Below are 16,778 nucleotides of genomic sequence, written 5' to 3' on the forward strand. Positions count from 1 at the left end.
ACGACCGCTATCGCGAGCAAGCTCGCTCCCACACTGGATTTTCGGCGGATATAGATCTCACGGTACACATAGAACCCTGTGGGAGCGAGCCTGCTCGCGAAGGCACCGGCACATTCAGCATCTTAATTGGCTGACAGTCCGCCTTCGCGAGCAGGCTCGCTCCCACAGTTTGGGGTCAGTCCAGTTGGATCGGAGTACGACAGCAAGAATCAGGTTGGCTCGAAGGCCGCCTCGTGGGGGACGTTGATCTCGGGCGCCCCGTTAACCACGCTGGCTGAACGAAGGTGTTGTGGAGTGGGCAACCCGGCATGGATGCCGGGTTAGCCGCGCTGGGCCAGGGACGGCCCTTCGCGGCGGGCCCACGGAGCAATGCCTTCGTTCAGGCACACCGAGCCCGGGCGAGGTGCCGAGTGGTGGGGCAAAGCGTTTTTGGTTACTTTTGGCGCTCTTCCAAAAGTGACCCGCCGTAAGGGCGGAACCCTAAGTAGCCGTTACCCAAGCAATGGATATGTACTCAGCAGCGGGCGCCAGCTCCCTCGCCACAGGGCCCCGCATGTCAGTTCATGGCTTCAGGCTCCTTCAACGCCGCCAACACCAACGGATGCAAAACCGCATCCGGATGCTTCTCCTCCCAACCCTGCAAATCCCTGCGCATGCCCGGCGTCCAGAAGTTCTTGATGTGCTGGCGGATGCCGCTCACCGCCAGTGCCTGATCAGGCTCCGTGGCGAAGTAGCGGGCAATCTCGTTGGCCATCTTGATCAGGTTCTGCGAGCTCATCGGCGCACCTCGGCTTTCTCGGCGTGACGACGTTCCTTCAGCAGGCGCCGCTGTTCATCGCTGAAGGCCTGATAACGCTTCTGCCATTCGGAAGGCTGGCTGACCCGCACGATTTCCACCGCCGTGACTTTGTATTCCGGGCAGTTGGTGGCCCAGTCCGAGTTGTCGGTGGTGATCACGTTGGCCCCGGACTCGGGAAAGTGGAAGGTGGTGTAGACCACCCCCGGCGCCACCCGCTCGGTGACCCTGGCGCGCAGCACCGTCTGCCCGGCGCGACTGCTGATACCGACCCAATCGTCCTCGGCAATGCCACGATTCTCGGCGTCGGTCGGGTGGATTTCCAGGCGATCCTCCTCGTGCCACGCCACGTTGTCGGTGCGCCGGGTCTGGGCGCCGACGTTGTACTGGCTGAGGATCCGTCCGGTGGTCAGCAGCAGCGGATAACGGCCATTGACCTTCTCCTCGGTGGGCACATAGCCGGTGAGCATGAAGCGCCCTTTGCCGCGCACGAACTGGTCGATGTGCATGGTCGGCGTGCCGTCCGGCGCGGCATCGTTGCAAGGCCACTGCAAGCTGCCGTGACGCTCCAGTTCGGCGTAGCTGACACGACTGAAGGTCGGCGTCAGGCGGGCGATTTCATCCATGATTTCCGAAGGGTGGTTGTAGTGCATCTTGTAGCCCAGGGCATCGGCCAGGGCGATGGTGGCTTCCCAGTCGGCCTTGCCGGCCAACGGGTCCATGACCTTGCGAACACGGGAGATACGGCGTTCGGCGTTGGTGAAGGTACCGTCCTTCTCGAGGAACGAGCTGCCCGGCAGGAACACATGGGCAAACTTGGCCGTTTCGTTGAGGAAGATGTCCTGCACGATCACGCATTCCAAAGCGGTCAGCGCCGCAGTCACATGCTGGGTGTTGGGATCGCTCTGGGCGATGTCCTCGCCCTGGCAGTAAAGCGCCTTGAAGGTGCCGTCCAGCGCCGCCTCGAACATGTTCGGGATGCGCAGGCCCGGGTCGGGTTGCAACGTCACGTTCCAGGCCTGCTCGAACTGGGCCCGCACCGCTTCATTGGAGATGTGCCGATAGCCCGGCAGCTCATGGGGGAACGAGCCCATGTCGCAGGAGCCCTGGACGTTGTTCTGCCCACGCAGCGGGTTCACCCCGACGCCCTCGCGGCCGATATTGCCGGTGGCCATGGCGAGGTTGGCGATGCCCATCACCGAGGTGCTGCCCTGGCTGTGTTCGGTGACACCGAGGCCGTAGTAGATGGCCGCGTTGCCGCCGGTGGCGTAGAGCCGCGCGGCGGCGCGGATCTGCTCGGCGGGCACGCCGCACACCGGGCCGAGGATTTCGGGGGCATTTTCCGGCAAGCTGATGAAGTCGCGCCAACGGGCGAAATCTGTCGCCTCGCAACGCTCTTTGACGAAAGGCTCATCAACCAGCCCCTCGGTGACAATCACGTGGGCCAGCGCGTTGAGCATCGCCACGTTGGTGCCCGGACGCAGCTGTAGATGCAGCTCGGCACGGGCGTGAGGCGAATCCACCAGGTCGATGCGCCGCGGGTCGATGACAATCAACCGCGCGCCCTGGCGCAGGCGGCGCTTGAGCTGGGAGCCGAACACCGGGTGCGCATCGGTGGGGTTGGCGCCCATCACCATGATCACGTCGGCTTTCATCACCGAGTCGAAATTCTGCGTACCGGCCGACTCGCCCAGCGTCTGCTTGAGGCCATAACCGGTCGGCGAATGGCAGACCCGCGCGCAGGTGTCGACGTTGTTGTTGCCGAACGCCGTGCGCACCAGTTTCTGCACCAGGTAGGTTTCTTCATTGGTGCAGCGGCTGGAGGTGATACCGCCGATGGAATCGCGCCCGTACTTGAGCTGGATGCGCCGCAGTTCGCTGGCAGCGTAAGTAACCGCCTCCTCCCAGCTGACTTCCTGCCACGGGTCGTTGATGTGCTTGCGGATCATCGGCTTGGTGATGCGGTCCGGGTGCGTCGCGTAGCCCCAGGCGAAGCGGCCCTTGACGCAGGAGTGGCCGTGGTTGGCCTGGCCGTTCTTGTCCGGGACCATGCGCACCAGTTGTTCGCCTTTCATCTCGGCGCGGAACGAGCAGCCCACGCCGCAATAGGCGCAGGTGGTGACGACGCTGCGCTCCGGCTGGCCGATTTCGACGACGCTCTTGTCGATCAGCGTGGCCGTTGGGCAGGCCTGGACGCAGGCGCCGCAGGACACGCATTCGGAGTCGAGGAAGTTGTCACCGCCGGCCGCTTCGACACGGGAATCGAAGCCGCGCCCGCTGATGGTCAGGGCGAAGGTGCCCTGGATTTCCTCGCAGGCACGCACACAGCGGCTGCAAACGATGCACTTGCTCGGGTCGTAGTCGAAATAAGGGTTGGACACGTCCTTGGCTTCGGCCAGGTGATTGGCGCCTTCGTAGCCGTAGCGCACCTCCCGCAAGCCCACCTGCCCGGCCACGGTCTGCAACTCGCAGTTGCCGTTGGCCGGGCATGTCAGGCAGTCCAGCGGGTGATCGGAGATATACAGTTCCATCACGTTGCGACGCAGCGTGGCGAGCTTTGAGGTCTGGGTGCGGACCACCATGCCGTCGGTCACCGGCGTGGTGCACGAGGCCGGGTAACCGCGCATCCCGTCGATCTCCACCAGGCACATGCGGCAGGAGCCGAAGGCTTCCATGCTGTCGGTGGCGCACAGTTTCGGGATGGTAGTACCGAGCAAGGCCGCCGCGCGCATCACCGACGTGCCGGAGGGAACGCTGATTTCACGGCCATCGATGGTCAGGCTGACCTGCACGTCGCTTACTCGGGCCGGGGTGCCCAGGTCGATGTCGCTGGCGGGATCGAAGATGTTGATCATTGGTCGGCCTCCGTGGTCGCCAGACCGAAGTCGGCGGGGAAGTACTTGAGGGCACTGGCGACGGGGTAGGACGTCATCCCACCGAGGGCACAGAGCGAGCCGTATTGCAGGGTGTCGCAAAGGTCTTGCAGCAACGCCGCCTGTTCCTGGCGGACGTTGGCATCGGTGCTGGCGATCAAGCGATCCACCACCTCGACGCCACGGGTCGAACCGATGCGACACGGCGTGCATTTGCCGCAGGATTCCTCGGCGCAGAATTGCAAGGCGAACCGGGCCATCCGGGCCATGTCCAGGCTGTCGTCGGCAACCACCACGCCACCGTGGCCGAGCATCGCGCCCATGGCGGCGAACGCTTCGTAGTCCAGCGGCGTGTCGAACTGCGCGGGTGGGACCCACGCGCCCAGCGGGCCGCCGACTTGCGCGGCCTTCAACGGACGACCGCTGGCGGTGCCGCCGCCATACTCTTCCACCAACTCGCGCAGACTGAGGCCAAATGCCCGCTCCACCAGCCCGCCGCGACGAACGTTGCCGGCCAGCTGGAACGGCATGGTGCCCAGTGAGCGGCCCATGCCGAAGTCGCGATAGAACTGCGCGCCCTTCTCCAGGATTACCGGCACCGAGGCCAGGGTCACCACGTTATGAACCAGCGTCGGCAAGCCAAACAGGCCCTGCAACGCCGGCAGCGGCGGCTTGGCACGCACCATCCCGCGCTTGCCTTCGAGAGATTCCAGCAGCGCTGTTTCTTCGCCACAGATATAGGCGCCGGCGCCCACTCGCACTTCCAGCTCGAAGGCGCGGCCACTGCCGCCGACATCGGCGCCCAGGTAACCGGCCTCGCGGGCGATGTGCAGCGCTTCGTTCAGCGTGCTGATGGCGTCCGGGTATTCCGAGCGCACATAGATATAGCCCATGGTGGCGCCAACGGAGATCCCGGCGATGACCATGCCTTCGATCAGCAGGAACGGATCGCCTTCCATCAACATGCGGTCGGCGAACGTACCGGAGTCGCCTTCGTCGGCATTGCAGACCACGTATTTTTGCGGGCCCGGTGCGTCGCGCACAGTGCGCCATTTGATGCCTGCCGGGAACGCCGCGCCGCCCCGGCCGCGCAGGCCGGAATCGAGTACCTGGGCAACCACCTCGGCGCCGTCCATCCGGATCGCCCGGGCCAGGCCGAGGAACCCGCCTTTGGCCCGATAGTCGTCGAGGGACAAGGGCCGGGTGATGCCGGCACGCGCAAACAACAGGCGCTGCTGGCTTTTCAGATACGCAATGTTCTCCACCAGCCCCAAGGCCGAAGGATGACCGCCCGGGTCGTGGCCAAGCGCATCGAGCAGGCCTGGTACATCTTGCGCGTTGACCGGGCCAAACCCCAACCGCCCTTCCGGCGTTTCAAGCTCCACCAAGGGTTCCAGCCAATACAGCCCGCGAGAGCTGGTGCGCAGCACCTCAAGCGGTAATTGACGACGCTCGGCCTCGCGCACCAGCGCATCCGCCACCTTGTCCGCACCGACGGCGCGGGCCACTGAATCACGGGGAATGCAGAGGGTCAGCATGGGCCATCCTCCAGGCAACCGTTCACCAACTGGCGCAGGCGTTCGGGGGTCAGCCGTGCGTGCAACTCCCCGTCCAGCTCCAGGGCCGGCGAGCACACACAGGCGCCCAGGCAATAGACCGGTCGCAGGCTGATCGCCCCGTCGGCACTGGTGCCGTGATCGTCCAGCGCCAGTTGTTCGCGCAACTGCGCAGCCAGGCCTTCGGCCCCCATGCTCTGGCACGACTCCGCCCGGCACAGGCGCAGGGTATGGCGCGCCGGCGGCGTGGTGCGAAAGTCATGGTAGAAGCTGATTACCCCGCGCACTTCAGCCTGGCTGAGATTGAGGGCATGGGCGATTTCAGGGACCGCGGCGTCGGGAATGTACCCGCAACCTTCCTGGATGGCATGAAGGATGGGCAACAAGGCACCGGGGGTGTCCTTCTTGCGCGCCAGCACGCCGTGAATCAGAGGCAGGTGAAGCGTCTCATCAGGCATAAACGTACCTCGGCATCTCGAACGACACCGCCGCGTGGCGGTAGTCGTCCGGAGTCTTGGCTAGGGCGTGCGGCCCACGTCACGGTAGCGTGGCAAATCCGATCGCCATTCCTGCTCTCCGGCCAGGTGTCTTTGGCGCACCTGGTCCGGGGCATCTTCACAGCTTGCCACTCCCGGGGGGCGGCGATTGCACGTGGACGACGAAACGTGTCCTGAAAGCGACTATTGGTTAGCTTGCTTTTCGAAAAAACCGTTCCTGACAAGATAGACGATGCAACGACTCTCTGACGGACCCGAGCGCCTGCCAGTGTCAGTTGATATTACGCAATGCATTGGCAACCAGGGTAAACGCGGGCGACGGTTGCCGTCGGCTGGGGTAATAAAGGTAGTACCCGGGAAACGGCGGGCACCAATCCTCCAGTACGCGCACCAGCCGGCCCGCCTGGAGGTGCGGTTCGAATTCTTCTTCAGGCAGGTACGCCACCCCCAATCCGGCCAGCGCGGCTTCGACGATGTGGGTCGATGTGTTGAAGATCAACTGCCCATCCACCCGGACGTTCACTTCCTTGCCGCGCCGCTCGAAATCCCAGACATATAGCCCGCCCGACGTCGGCATACGCTGATTGATGCAGCGATGGCCGAGCAGGTCGCGCGGGCTCTTCGGAATGGCCCGACTGGCGAAGTATTCAGGTGAAGCAACAGCCGCCATCCGCAACGCAGGGCCTATCGGCACGGCCACCATGTCTTTGTCGATGGTATCGCCCAGGCGCACCCCCGCATCAAAGCGATCCGCGACGATGTCCCGGAACCCGTAACACACATCGAACTCGACGTTGATGTCCGGGTACTCGTGCAGCAATCCGGTCAGCTTGGGGAGCAAGGTCGTGCGTAATACGTGATCGCCACAGGTGATGCGCACGGTGCCAGCGGGCTTGTCGCGCATTTCCGTAAGCCTGTCCAGCTCGGTTTCTATTTCATCGAAACGATTACCGATGGCTTGCAGCAACCGTTCGCCAGCGATGGTTGGCGATACGCTGCGGGTGGTTCGCGTCAGCAAGCGGATCTGCAAACGCGCCTCCAGGCCACTGATCGCCTGGCTCAGCGCCGACTGGGTGACGCCTAATGCACCGGCAGCACGAGTAAAACTACCCTCCCTCGCCACGGTGACGAAAGACAGCAGATCGTTGAGATTGCGTTTGACCATGGCGAAGCACTTCAAGAGCTATTGATTAGCCAGGCTTATAGCCTTGTTAAGTACTCATTAGCTAGTCGCATCAGTGCTCGCGCGTCACCATGGGCCCATGAACAGAACCCGACACAGAACCCCGATGCGCTCTGCCAGTCTTGGTTTGCTGGCCTCTTTGCTCATGCTGGGCAGCTGCATGGCCGGGAGCGATGCCGCATCGGCCTCTTTGACAGCGGAGAAACCTGACATGTGGATGATCGTCGGCGAACAACGCTTTGGTATCACTCTGGCCAATGCCACCGCAGCCCAATCGCTTGCCGCGTTAGCCCCGCTGACACTGGAGATGAGCGATCTCAACCGCAACGAAAAATACGCCACCCTCCCCCGAGCGCTGCCCGTCAAGGCGAGCCGGCCGGGAACAATCCGCAACGGCGACCTGATGCTGTACGGCAAGGACACCCTGGTCGTCTTCTACAAGGACCTCAACTCAACCTACGCGTACACGCGCCTGGGCCACGTGAACGACACCTCAAAACTGGCTCAAGCGCTGGGCCAGGGGACGGTGCAAGTAACGTTCTCCCACGATTGATGCCTACGCATCGGCAGGACCTCCCATGAAAAAGATCCTCGTTTTATTGACCCTTCTCGTCAGTTCGCTCTCAGCGATAGGAGCCGATATGTCCCAAGGCGCAGACAATTTTTATAGCAGTGATGAAGTGACCGTACAGAAGGTCAACTTCAAGAACCAATACCAAATGAACGTGGCGGGCAACCTGTTCATTCCGAAAAAGCTCAATGGCAAGACCCGCAATCCGGCGATCGTCGTCGGCCATCCGATGGGAGCGGTGAAGGAGCAAAGTGCCAATCTGTATGCCACCAAGCTGGCGAAAAAAGGCTTCGTGACCCTTTCCCTGGATCTGTCGTTCTGGGGCGAAAGCGAGGGACGACCGCGCAATGCAGTCTCGCCGGATATCTATGCCGAGGACTTCAGCGCGGCGGTGGACTTTCTCAGTGCCCAGCCCTTTGTCGACAAGGAACGCATTGGCGCTCTCGGCATCTGTGGCAGCGGCAGCTTCGTGATCAGCGCCGCCAAGATCGATCCACGCATGAAAGCCATCGCAACCGTGAGCATGTACGACATGGGCGGCGTCAATCGCAACGGATTGAAGCATTCCCAAACGCTGGACCAACGCCGCGCCATCATCGCCCAAGCCACCCAGCAGCGTAACGTCGAATTCGCGGGTGGCGAAACGCTCTACACCAGCGGCACCGTGCATCAACTGGATGAAAACACCCATCCTATCCAGCGTGAGTTCTTCGATTTCTACCGCACGCCCCGCGGCGAATTCACGCCCGCCAGCTCTTCCAGGGACCTGACCACGCCCCCGACGCTGACCAGCAACATCAAGTTCATGAATTTCTATCCGCTCAACGACATCGAGACCATCTCGCCTCATCCGATGCTGTTCATTGCCGGCGCCGATGCGCATTCCAGGGAGTTCAGCGAAGAGGCCTACAAGCTTGCCGGTCAACCCAAGGAACTGGTCATCATTCCAGGCGCCGGGCATGTCGATCTTTATGACCGGGTCGATCTGATTCCTTTCGATAAGTTGACGAGTTTCTTCAAGAGCAATTTGAAGTGATGATATTTGCTCGACCGCCCTTGTCGGCTAGCCCCGCTTAAGCGTCCTGAACGCCAGCGGCTCCCACACTCGCATTGCCAGCAACAGCGCAGTACCGCGCTTCTCGGACAGTGGCGCGCTCAACGATTCGTTGTGGAGCGCCGCCAGTTTGCTGCGCAGCTTTTGGATCTCGCCCTGCAACTGGGCGTAAGCGGGCTGGGTCAGCATCCCATGGGTGAAATGCAGGGTTTCATCAGCGAGGTCGAATCGACTGGCCATGAAATCCGGCAGGCCCTGTTTCAGGAAGAACCCTCGGATAGGGCCGTCCGGCAGCCAGTCGAAATCCCGCGCCACCAGCAACCTGATGCGATTTCCCGGTTTCACGTCTGCCAGGCCCATCCGCTCCAGCACGATCAAATGGCCGATGCACTCGGCTTTCGATACGCAGTAGCCGGACACAATGTCTTCCAGCGTCCAGTGATTCACCGCACACACCGCTACCAACAACAGCTTTTCGTTTGAAACCAGTTGCGCTTCCTGTTCACGCGTCAGCATGTGCAAGCGCGGGGTCAAACGCTCCGCCTCCTGGAGCAGTTCAGCCATTGTCATGCCCAGCAACTCACAAAGCTGGGCAAGGCGTTCGACCGTCAGGCGACCGCTCGCCAGCAGGCGCTTCACGCTAGGCTCTGACAGATCAAGCGCCTGGGCAACATCACGATAGGTCAGGCCGGCGGCTTTCAGCCGTTGCTTGATGGTGATGATGAGTTGAGAAATCTGGCTCACGATACCTTTGGTATCAGCTTAGCGAAAAATCAGCGAAGACGTTGCGAATTACGCCACCTGCTCCGCATGCTTGGCTCTCACAAAAACCGAGAGTTCAGCATGTTCATCAAAAGCGTGACGCCCGTTTCCCCAATAGCAGGCGAATCCTTCGCCGGAGATCTGCGGATTGGCGATATGGTGTTCATCCGGGTCCCCGCACGGCCCTTCCGAGAGGTTGCCAGCGCGACAAACTCTTGGACGAACCATGTCGGTGTGGTGGTCGACGACCATGGCGATGAGCCGCTGATTGCAGAGAGTACCTTCCCGCTTTCACGAACCACCTCGCTCAGCCGTTTCCTCAAGCGCTCCGAACAGGGACGCTGCGCCGTCGCCAGGCTCACGCACCCTCTTACCGACACGCAACGCAAGGCGTTCAGGAATGCCGCTGATCATCGGCTGGGCCGATTTTACGACACAGGCTTCAACCTGGCCTCGCGACGCCAGTTCTGCTCCCGTTTCGTTCGTGAAGTCATCGATGAAGCGACGAACATCCAGGTCGGCAAAGTGGAAACGTTCGCGACGTTACTACAAGATAACGCCGATCCGAATCTCGCCTTTTGGCGGCTGTGGTTCTTCGGCCGAATCCCTTGGCAACGTCGTACCGTCACCCCGGAAAGCTTGCTTCAGAGTTCGGAGGTGCGCATCATTTTCAACTCACAAGCGAGTGGAACGGCATGATCCAACCAGGACCAAAACACCATGGATGAACACCAGGAAGCCATCAAGAACAAGATCCGCGCCGCAGTAGCAACCAGCGATTCTGACGAGATCACCTATCGCTCTGAGTGGCTCGGTTACATGCCCTTCCCGGTTTTTCGATGGGTTGAACATCAAGGAAAGGATTTTTCCGGCGACTTTCCTGCCGATTGGACCCTTGAGCATCTGGCCAGTCTTGAGCGCGCGGGGTTCCTTGAAATGCTTGAGACCTACGAGAACCCGGAAGACCCGTTTGACCGGGATATCAGGTATCGCGTCTTGATTGGGCGCGAGTAGCAGTCCCCCGAAAAAATCCAGAGACGGCTCAATGACCACCGAACGCTACGACCAACTCGCCATCTTCTCAGTCGTGGCCCAAGAGCGCAGCTTCACTCGGGCGGCGGCCAGGCTTGGCATGTCGCAACCGGCACTGAGTCGGGCGATGCGACAACTGGAAGAACGGCTGGGAGTCCGGCTGTTGTCGCGTACCACGCGAAGTGTTGCCCCGACCCAAGCGGGCGAACGCCTGTTGCAGGTGGTTGCGCCGCGGTTTGAAGAGATCGATCAGGAGATGGCGATGCTCAGTGAGTTTCGCGACAAACCGGCCGGAAAATTGCGTATCACCGCTGGCGAGCATTCCGCAATCACCGTGCTCCAGCCGGTTCTCGCCAAGCTGCTGCCGGACAATCCCGACCTGAGCATCGAGATCATCGTCGACTACGCTTTTACCGATATCGTCGCTGAGGGGTTCGATGCCGGCGTGCGGCTCGGCCCGCAGGTCGCCAAGGACATGATCGCCATGCGCATCGGCCCCGACATGCGCATGGCGGTCGTCGGCTCGCCGGCGTACTTCGCCCAACATCCCAAGCCGCTGATTCCAAACGACCTGACGGCGCACAATTGCATCAACCTGCGCATGCCGACTCATGGCGGCCTGTATGTCTGGGAATTCGAAAAAAGCGGTCAGGAACTGCAAGTCCGGGTAGAAGGCCAACTGGTTTTCAACACGATTGCCATGCGCCTGGAGGCGGCGCTCCAGGGCTTGGGGCTGGCCTTCATGCCGGAAGATCTGGTGCTGGATGCTGTCGCGCAAGGCCGGCTGACCCGGGTACTGGAGGATTGGTGCGAGCCGTTTTCCGGCTATCACCTGTACTACCCGAGTCGCCGCCAGACCTCTCCGGCCTTCACGCTGCTGCGCGAAGCCTTGCGTTACGAGGACTGACTGGCATCCAGTGCCTCAGCGGCACGCTTGGCCGCAGCGGCCTCGCCCTGCTCGTCCAGCAGCTGGATCAATTGGCGCAATTGCGCAGCGCTCAATCCGACCCGCAAGCTCGCAGCCATGTGTGAACGCAGTTGTGACTCCACCCCTGGGGTCACGGCCAGCGCGGCGACCGTCGCCAGCTCCCGACTTTGCCAGTCGAGGTTGTCGCGCTCGAAAATATCACCGAACAGGTGCGTCTGCAGATATTGGTTGATGACCGGGACGAAGTCGAACAGCGGCCCTTGGACAGGCGCGCCGGCGATCCGTGTCTGGTTGGCCTTGCCCGCCACCAGTAATGCATCGCCGGTAGGGATCGGGCGAGTCGGCTCGCGCCCCGGAGCATCCTGCACGCCGCGTTGCTTTCGGGCCTCCACGACTTTCATCAATTCGCCCAGCGCGTTGAGGCTGCGGGGAAACCCGCTGTAAGCGTAGAGCTGCACCAGGATTTCCTTCGCCTCGCTGACGCTGAGACCCGCATCCAGCCCTTTATTCAGGGCGCTATCGAGAGCCGGCATGTTGCTTGTGGCCATGGCGGCGGCGATCAGCGGAATGGCTCGCTGTTTGGCCGACAGGGTTTGTGAAACCGCCGCAGCATCTGGCTTGGCCGATGATGTCAGCGTTCCACCGGCGCCGTATTGTTCGTCGCTGACCTTCTCCAACCACTGCACATTCTTGCCCTCCACCGTGCCGGTCAAGGCCAGATGAGTCATGGCGCTGTCCGGCGCCGCGCCATGCCAGTGCTTGACGCCCGCAGGACAAACGACCACGTCGCCGGGATGGATTTGCTGCACCGGCTTGCCCCATTCCTGCGTCAGGCCCACGCCGGAGACCACTACCAATCGCTGACCGGCGGGATGGGTATGCCAGGCCGAGCGCGCGCCCGGTTCAAAAGTGACGTAGGCGCCAGACACGTTGATCTCTTCCGTTGCTGGGAACAGCGGGTCCACACGCACCTGTCCGGTGAAATAGTCCGCCGGTCCCGCGGCGGAAGCCTGGCTGCCCGCCCGGCTGATCTGTTGTGAATTGCGCGACTCGCTGGCGCTTTCCGGGCCAGCGGCGTCGGCAAAAGGCGCCGCCGCGCATAACGCAAGATAAAAGGTGCTTGCCTTCATTGGGTTTGCCTCTCTATGGATATCCTTGAGATGCAAATTACCCGTGCATCATTGATCGATAAACCACGGCAATGGCATAGGACTCATATCGAAAACACATAAATTAGCCAATACGAGAGCGGCGGGCTGCCCTATCTACGCGGACGAACGCATCAACCGTGGCGAGGCAGCTTGCTCCCGCTGGGGCGGTCCGACGCTTCGGGCGAAGCGCCCCTGAATTAGCATCTCTCTTTTACCAGACACACCGCATGGCTCGGTTTTGCGGCGGCTGCGCCACCGAGCGGGAGCAAGCTCCCTCGCCACGGTGGGTGTATTGGCATCGGAGACTCAGCTCCGGGGATCCCGATACGACACCTGCGCACGCCTTCCGATTTGCGATCTGCGGTGAGATTCACGAAGACGTGACGCCGAATGAGTTCGGCGTAGGCCCACTCGTCATTCCCGGCGGCCGCTACGTCGTGGTACGCCATGCGGGGTCGCCCGATCATATCGGCGAAACGATCTACCCGATCTACCGCGACTGGCTCCCCGCGAGCGGTGAGGAGCTGCGTGACCAGCCACTGTTTTTCCACTACCTGAGCGCCTATCCCGAGACGCCACAGGATCAATGGCAAACCGATGTGTATGTTCCACTGCAATAGCGGATAAAAACGCCCGTTACAAAAGCGCCCTACTTTATCTCTACCAACCGCAGGGATTGTGAACCAGCCAAGGACAGATGAATAACTGCCGCTCTGCTAGGGAAGTTCGGCGCATCGTCGTCGGTGTTTTCCATTGCCGCGATGTCGATCAGGGTCTGCTCACCCGCCGGGTCGCTGACCAGCCTGGCGTCCATCTTATCGATCGCTCGCCAGCTGTCTCCGCCGATTCGCATCACATCCAGCAGGCTGTAATGCGGCACGCCCTCTTCGTTCTCCTCAGGGGTGAAGGCCGCCAGGTACTGACTGTAATTGTTGCCCATCCCAAAGCCCTCGATAGTGAAGACCGCGAGCGTGACCTGGCTGTCCTCGCCGGTATCGAGCGTTTGTACCAGCGCCGCGTCGGGGTAGCCGGTGGCATAGCTGTCCTTGAGGAGCGCCACCAGATGCCCGATCTGTGCCTCCAAGGCTTGCGGAATGGGTTTCGGTTCTGCGGCTTGAGCCAGGGTGCAGATGAAAAACAAGGCAGCGGTCAGCAGGCGCAATTTCATATGGTGGGTCCGCGATATCCAAGGATTGGCGCGGATATTAGCGTCTGGACTGGAGGTTGGTGACGATTTGTCATGGGTTTTGCGGTGGGGCGCACACTCGGTGCCCCCTTGGAAGTCTAAGCCATCACTCTTGCGAACGAATACGCTCTACCAGCCGCGCCTGCAACGCTTCAAGCTCCTGCGGATCGGCCTTGCCCCGTCCATGAGCCTCAGGCGCGGCGCCGTCCCAGCGCGGGATGATGTGGACGTGGATATGGAAGACCGTTTGCCCGGCGGGCGCCCCGTTAAACTGCGCGATCTGCACGCCATCCGGCTGCAGCTCGTCGACGAGGATCCGAGTGAGGCGTTGCGCCGCCGACATCATCTTGCCCAGCACCGCGGGGTCGACATCAAGAATATTGCGCGCCTGGGCCGCCTTTGGGATGACGAGCACATGACCGCGCGATTGCGGAAAAATATCGAGGAAGGCCAGTACATCAGCGTCTTCGCAGATTTTATAGCAGGGCGCTTCGCCGCGAAGAATCAGCCCAAAGATGTTCTGCGGATCGTATTGGCCGTACAAGCTCATGGTTGCTCCTCGCAAATACTTCAACTTTTCAGCGTCAGCGCTATCTTCAGCTGCAATTCGTTTTCGGAAAAGGGCTTGTGCAGAACCGGACACTGGGCGAAGTCAGCGGGCAGGCCGCTGACGCCGTATCCGGTGCTGAACAGGAAAGGAACGTTACGTGCACGCAGGATATCAGCCACCGGGAACACTCGTTCACCAGCCAGATTGACGTCCAGAATTGCCAGGTCAACCTCCAGGGTGTCCGCTTTTTCCCGAGCCTGGGCGAGTCGTGGGACTGACGCCACCACCGTGCAGCCCAGCTCTTCGAGCATTTCCTCGATCAACATGGCGACCGCGCCTTCGTCCTCGACAAGCAGAACCCTGATACCAGCAAACCGGGTCATGCAGACTGCTCAACGACCATGAACGAGAAGCGACAGAGAACGCCCTCAGGTGCAAAAGTCAGGACAAAGATTCCGCCAAGATCGCGCTCGATGCAGCGCTTCATCAACCGCGAACCGAGCCCTTCACGTTCCGGCGGAAACACCGGAGGGCCGCCCTGCTCGCGCCAATCCAAGGTCAGCAAGGTGCCGTTCGATTGCGACTGGACGTTCCAGTTCAGCGAAAGCCTGCCCGTCTCGACCGACATCGCGCCGTACTTGAGCGCATTGATCGCCAGTTCGTTGAGGGTCATGGTCAGGCCGAGCGCGACCCGGGTATCGACGTCGATGGCATCACCCTCGATGGTGATACGGCCAGGGTCGGCTCCGAATATCGGCACCAGCACTTCCCGGGCCAGGGAGGCCAGCGGGGTCTGGCCCCAATGCCGCCTCGTCAGCAGATCGTGGGCGCGGGACAACGCGAGAAGCCGGGCTTCGAAACGGTTGTAACCATCCTTGGCATCCACCGCATTGCGGGCGGTCTGGGCTGCCAGGGATTGCACCGTGGCCAGGGTATTCTTGACCCGGTGGTTGAGCTCGTCGATCAGGGTTTTCTGCCGGTCTTCGGCCTGCTTGCGCTCGGAGATGTCCACCAGCATGTTGATGGCGCCGACCAGGTTGCCCTGCGCGTCGTGTAGCGGCGTGGGATAAGGCGCGAACGGGACCCGGCTGCCGTCGGGACGCTCCGCGACTGCCTCGACCCCGCGTATCGGCCGGTTTTCCCTCAAGGCCACCGCCATCGGGCACTGGTCGTGGGGCAGAAAATTGCCATCGGTGGTGAACAGTTTCCAGGTCACGCACCAAAGGTCGCCCAGTTCAGGCGTACGCCCCGACAACTCGACCGCTGCCCGGTTGAAAAAATTGATCCGGCCTTGCGCGTCCGTGGTATAGACCGCCGCGGGCAGCGCCTCGAGCAGGTTGCGCATATGCCGTTCGCTTTCGAGGATCTGGTTTTCCATGCGCCGCGCCTGCGTGACATCCTGGATAACCCGCACGCCATAACGAAACACGCCTTGGGAGTCCCGGACCGATGAGCTGTGGATGTCCAGGTAGACGGTTTCGCCGTCAGGCTTGAAGGCGCGTTTGCGCAGCACGTAGTTATCCAGCTCGCCCGCCACTTGGCGCGCATACAGCGCGGCGTCTTCGTCGGTGCTGTCGGAGTGGGTATACCCCAGGAAAGTCATGTTCAGCAGTTCTTCGCGCGAGCGCCCGAGCATGTTGCAGAGCGCATCGTTGACCCGCAACAGACGGCCATCCGCCCCGGCTTCGGCAATGCCGATCGTCGCCGCCTCGTAGGTTGCGGACAACCGGTCGTCGCTCTCCTGGCGTGCCGTCTCGGCCGCATGGACCGAGGTCACGTCCACGGTGAAGCACCGGGTGTTGAAAAGCTTGCCGTCCTCGAACCGCCCGTTGGAGGTGATGGTGACATGCTTGATCGAACCATCCTTGGCTCGAAGGCGAGCCGGATAGTCTTCCAGGCATTCGCCGTTGCTCAATTTGCTCAGGATGTCACCGATGACCGGCTCATCGACATGGAACTCGGTGATGTGGCGGCCGATGTACTCCTGCGCCGAATAACCGAGCAAGGCCAACTCAGCCTTGTTGGCACGCACAATGGTGCCTTCGCCGCTGACGATGTGCAGGCCCACCGCACTGTTTTCGAAGAAGTCTTCCAGGTCGGCATTCTTGCGCCGTAGCTCGTCGGCCATCGCGTGGTGCGCCGAAACGTCCTGAAAACAGTTGATCGCCCCTTGGATAGTGCCCTGCTCATCCCTCAGGGCCCGGATGTTCACCAGCGCGACGATCCGCGTCCCGTCAGGACGCTCGATGAACACTTCCTGGTTGCGCGTCGCCGTACCCGACTCCAGCGCCCAAGCCATCGGGCAGTCTTCCAATGCCAACGGCGTACCGTCGGCCCGGAACAGGCGATAGGAACCGCAGAAACGGTCGCCGCCCTCCCCTAATACCGGCGCTCGCCCCCACAAGGTGGCCGCCTCGCTGTTGTAGCGGACCAGCCAGCCGTTGTGATCACACAGATACACCGCGCCAGGAATGGCGTCGAGCGCGTTTGCGCCCATCGCCAAAAGTCCTTCGTACTCGCTCGGTGTACGCGTCTCCCTGGGAAACGCTTCAATATTCGACATTTCTATCCCCAATCCGCCTGGCTGAATGCGCCTGCTACACAACGACCCGGTATCCCATGAGTCGGCGATCCCAGCC

At 61.7% G+C, this 16,778-nt stretch carries 16 protein-coding genes and 1 pseudogene; 6 read left to right on the plus strand and 11 right to left on the minus strand.

Annotated features, from left to right (window positions below; genetic code table 11):
- Nucleotides 1-556: 556 nt before the first annotated feature.
- The 5 genes from J3P89_RS13570 to J3P89_RS13590 all read right to left on the minus strand — a co-directional run bounded on the left by J3P89_RS13570 (nt 557) and on the right by J3P89_RS13590 (nt 6,887).
- On the minus strand, nt 557-778 hold the full coding sequence (locus tag J3P89_RS13570; protein ID WP_434697866.1) for a formate dehydrogenase subunit delta: 222 nt from the start codon (nt 776-778) through the stop codon (nt 557-559).
- Nucleotides 775-3,651: a formate dehydrogenase subunit alpha gene (gene fdhF / locus J3P89_RS13575; protein WP_434697867.1), complete on the minus strand. Its 2,877-nt coding sequence runs from the start codon at nt 3,649-3,651 to the stop codon at nt 775-777. The genes J3P89_RS13570 and fdhF overlap by 4 nt, the downstream gene beginning before the upstream one ends.
- Complete coding sequence (locus J3P89_RS13580) at nt 3,648-5,207, minus strand: formate dehydrogenase beta subunit (protein ID WP_434697868.1); 1,560 nt, start codon at nt 5,205-5,207, stop codon at nt 3,648-3,650. Before J3P89_RS13580 ends, fdhF begins: the two co-directional genes overlap by 4 nt.
- Entirely contained in the window at nt 5,201-5,683 is a 483-nt protein-coding gene (locus J3P89_RS13585) for a formate dehydrogenase subunit gamma (protein WP_434568628.1), read from the minus strand. Before J3P89_RS13585 ends, J3P89_RS13580 begins: the two co-directional genes overlap by 7 nt.
- 310 nt (nt 5,684-5,993) lie before the next feature.
- Complete coding sequence (locus J3P89_RS13590) at nt 5,994-6,887, minus strand: LysR family transcriptional regulator (protein ID WP_434604727.1); 894 nt, start codon at nt 6,885-6,887, stop codon at nt 5,994-5,996.
- A 124-nt stretch (nt 6,888-7,011) separates the two neighbouring features.
- On the opposite strand from J3P89_RS13590, the gene J3P89_RS13595 reads away from it, so the two are divergent.
- Nucleotides 7,012-7,458 (plus strand): cyclophilin-like fold protein, encoded by a 447-nt coding sequence (locus tag J3P89_RS13595; RefSeq protein WP_434697869.1) that lies wholly within the window; start codon nt 7,012-7,014, stop codon nt 7,456-7,458.
- Nucleotides 7,459-7,483: 25 nt separating this feature from the next.
- Complete coding sequence (locus J3P89_RS13600; protein WP_434697870.1) at nt 7,484-8,512, plus strand: alpha/beta hydrolase; 1,029 nt, start codon at nt 7,484-7,486, stop codon at nt 8,510-8,512.
- Nucleotides 8,513-8,539: 27 nt separating this feature from the next.
- Here J3P89_RS13600 and J3P89_RS13605 read toward each other — a convergent pair whose 3' ends face one another.
- Nucleotides 8,540-9,274: a helix-turn-helix domain-containing protein gene (locus J3P89_RS13605; protein ID WP_434697871.1), complete on the minus strand. Its 735-nt coding sequence runs from the start codon at nt 9,272-9,274 to the stop codon at nt 8,540-8,542.
- Between the two features lie 99 nt (nt 9,275-9,373).
- Here J3P89_RS13605 and J3P89_RS13610 point away from each other — a divergent pair, with 99 nt between their 5' ends.
- The 3 genes from J3P89_RS13610 to J3P89_RS13620 are packed head-to-tail and all read left to right on the plus strand — an operon-like array spanning nt 9,374 to nt 11,231.
- Entirely contained in the window at nt 9,374-9,991 is a 618-nt protein-coding gene (locus J3P89_RS13610; RefSeq protein ID WP_434697872.1) for a YebB family permuted papain-like enzyme, read from the plus strand.
- Between the two features lie 21 nt (nt 9,992-10,012).
- On the plus strand, nt 10,013-10,306 hold the full coding sequence (locus tag J3P89_RS13615; RefSeq protein WP_434697873.1) for a hypothetical protein: 294 nt from the start codon (nt 10,013-10,015) through the stop codon (nt 10,304-10,306).
- A gap of 31 nt (nt 10,307-10,337) precedes the next feature.
- Nucleotides 10,338-11,231, plus strand: a complete 894-nt coding sequence (locus tag J3P89_RS13620) for a LysR family transcriptional regulator (protein WP_434697874.1) — start codon at nt 10,338-10,340, stop codon at nt 11,229-11,231.
- On the opposite strand, the gene J3P89_RS13625 is transcribed toward J3P89_RS13620, so the two are convergent.
- Nucleotides 11,219-12,382, minus strand: a complete 1,164-nt coding sequence (locus J3P89_RS13625) for a (R)-mandelonitrile lyase (protein ID WP_434697875.1) — start codon at nt 12,380-12,382, stop codon at nt 11,219-11,221. The two genes, J3P89_RS13620 and J3P89_RS13625, sit on opposite strands and share 13 nt — an antisense overlap.
- Nucleotides 12,383-12,717: 335 nt before the next feature.
- On the opposite strand from J3P89_RS13625, the pseudogene J3P89_RS13630 reads away from it, so the two are divergent.
- Nucleotides 12,718-13,023 (plus strand): annotated as a pseudogene (locus J3P89_RS13630) (AraC family transcriptional regulator); the annotation flags it as partial.
- A 29-nt stretch (nt 13,024-13,052) separates the two neighbouring features.
- On the opposite strand, the gene J3P89_RS13635 reads toward J3P89_RS13630, so the two are convergent.
- From J3P89_RS13635 to J3P89_RS13650, 4 genes are all read right to left on the minus strand, one after another.
- On the minus strand, nt 13,053-13,571 hold the full coding sequence (locus J3P89_RS13635; protein ID WP_434697876.1) for a hypothetical protein: 519 nt from the start codon (nt 13,569-13,571) through the stop codon (nt 13,053-13,055).
- A 124-nt stretch (nt 13,572-13,695) separates the two neighbouring features.
- Nucleotides 13,696-14,139, minus strand: coding sequence for an HIT family protein (locus J3P89_RS13640; protein ID WP_434697877.1), 444 nt, complete (start codon nt 14,137-14,139; stop codon nt 13,696-13,698).
- A 20-nt stretch (nt 14,140-14,159) separates the two neighbouring features.
- Entirely contained in the window at nt 14,160-14,522 is a 363-nt protein-coding gene (locus tag J3P89_RS13645; RefSeq protein WP_434623979.1) for a response regulator, read from the minus strand.
- Nucleotides 14,519-16,636: a PAS domain-containing sensor histidine kinase gene (locus tag J3P89_RS13650; RefSeq protein ID WP_434697878.1), complete on the minus strand. Its 2,118-nt coding sequence runs from the start codon at nt 16,634-16,636 to the stop codon at nt 14,519-14,521. Before J3P89_RS13650 ends, J3P89_RS13645 begins: the two co-directional genes overlap by 4 nt.
- Nucleotides 16,637-16,778 lie beyond the last annotated feature (142 nt).

The sequence above is a fragment of the Pseudomonas sp. Z1-14 genome, from assembly GCF_051132005.1.
Taxonomy (GTDB): Bacteria; Pseudomonadota; Gammaproteobacteria; order Pseudomonadales; family Pseudomonadaceae; genus Aquipseudomonas.